The sequence below is a fragment of the Oleiphilus sp. HI0066 genome, assembly GCF_001635725.1.
Map to the genome: position 1 here is coordinate 1 of NZ_LWFH01001090.1, position 1,555 is coordinate 1,555.

Consider the following 1,555-nt stretch of genomic DNA (forward strand, 5'->3'; position numbering starts at 1 on the left):
CCACTTGATGGTTCTTCTGATTGACGAGCGTCCTGAAGAAGTAACAGAAATGCAGCGCTCAGTGCGTGGCGAAGTGGTCGCGAGTACCTTTGATGAGCCGCCAGCACGTCACGTTCAAGTAGCTGAAATGGTAATTGAAAAGGCTAAGCGTCTTGTTGAACACAAGCAAGATGTGGTCATTATTCTCGACTCGATTACACGTCTTGCACGCGCTTACAACACGATTATTCCAAGCTCTGGTAAGGTTCTTACCGGTGGTGTTGATGCGCACGCACTAGAGCGTCCAAAGCGTTTCTTTGGTGCAGCACGTAACGTCGAAGAAGGTGGCAGCTTAACCATCATCGCAACAGCACTTGTTGATACTGGTTCGAAGATGGATGAAGTCATCTACGAAGAATTCAAAGGCACAGGTAATATGGAAGTGCATTTAGATCGTCGTATCGCGGAGAAACGTACTTATCCAGCGATCAACATTCGACGTTCTGGTACACGTCGTGAAGAGCAGTTGATGTCGGATGATGAGCTACAACGGGTTTGGATCTTGCGTAAGCTTCTTCACAACATGGAAGATGATGTCGCAGCAACTGAGTTTTTGATCGACAAGTTGAAAGATACTAAGACGAACGACGAGTTCTTCTTAGCAATGAAAAAGCGTTAGTACTTATTAATACTAAAAAAAGCCGGCTAGTTGAGTCGGCTTTTTTATTGTTCTCGTAAAACACCGTATGAAATATAAAGATCTCAGAGATTTTATCTCACAGTTAGAAGAGCAAGGCGAACTTGTACGCGTTAAAAAAGAAGTAGATCCAAATTTGGAGATGACCGAAATTTGTGATCGTACGCTTCGAGCCGGTGGCCCGGCTATTTTATTTGAAAATCCAAAAGGCTCCGATATACCGGTCTTAGGAAATCTTTTTGGTACACCTCGGCGCGTAGCCTTGGGGATGGGGCAAGAGAATGTGACGGCACTTCGAGAAGTCGGAAAGCTTCTCGCATTTTTAAAAGAGCCTGATCCACCAAAAGGTTTAAAAGATGCTTGGCAGAAACTTCCTATCTTCAAGCAAGTTTTGAATATGGGGCCAAAGGTGCTCCGTAACGCACCTTGCCAAGAAGTCGTGATCGAGAAGGATCAAGTCGATCTCAGTAAAATCCCAGTTCAAACCTGTTGGCCGGGGGATGCAGGCCCCTTGATTACATGGCCGCTTGTGGTAACGAAAGGCCCTGATCCTGAGAGAGAACGCCAGAATTTAGGTATCTACCGTCAGCAAGTCATTGGTAAGAATCGCCTGATCATGCGCTGGCTATCGCATCGTGGTGGCGCGCTTGATTTACGTGAGTGGCAAGAGAAATATCCCGATAAACCGTTCCCAGTGGCGGTCGCTTTGGGTGCAGACCCTGCGACGATTTTAGGTGCTGTAACGCCGGTGCCAGACTCGTTGTCTGAATATGCGTTTGCAGGCTTACTGCGTGGCGGTAAAACAGAAACTGTAAAGACAAAGCATTCTGAGCTGACTGTGCCCGCGAGTGCTGAGTTTGTTTTAGAGGGCTTTATTTA

General features: G+C 46.6%; 2 protein-coding genes. Both read left to right on the forward strand.

The genetic code is table 11. The annotated features are described in order from the left end of the window. On the forward strand, window positions 1-658 hold a 658-nt coding region (gene rho / locus A3738_RS14100; RefSeq protein WP_082890048.1), incomplete at its 5' end, for a transcription termination factor Rho. A 67-nt stretch (window positions 659-725) separates the two neighbouring features. Further along, a partial coding sequence (locus tag A3738_RS14105) for a UbiD family decarboxylase (protein WP_156504259.1) occupies window positions 726-1,555 on the forward strand: 830 nt, incomplete at its 3' end.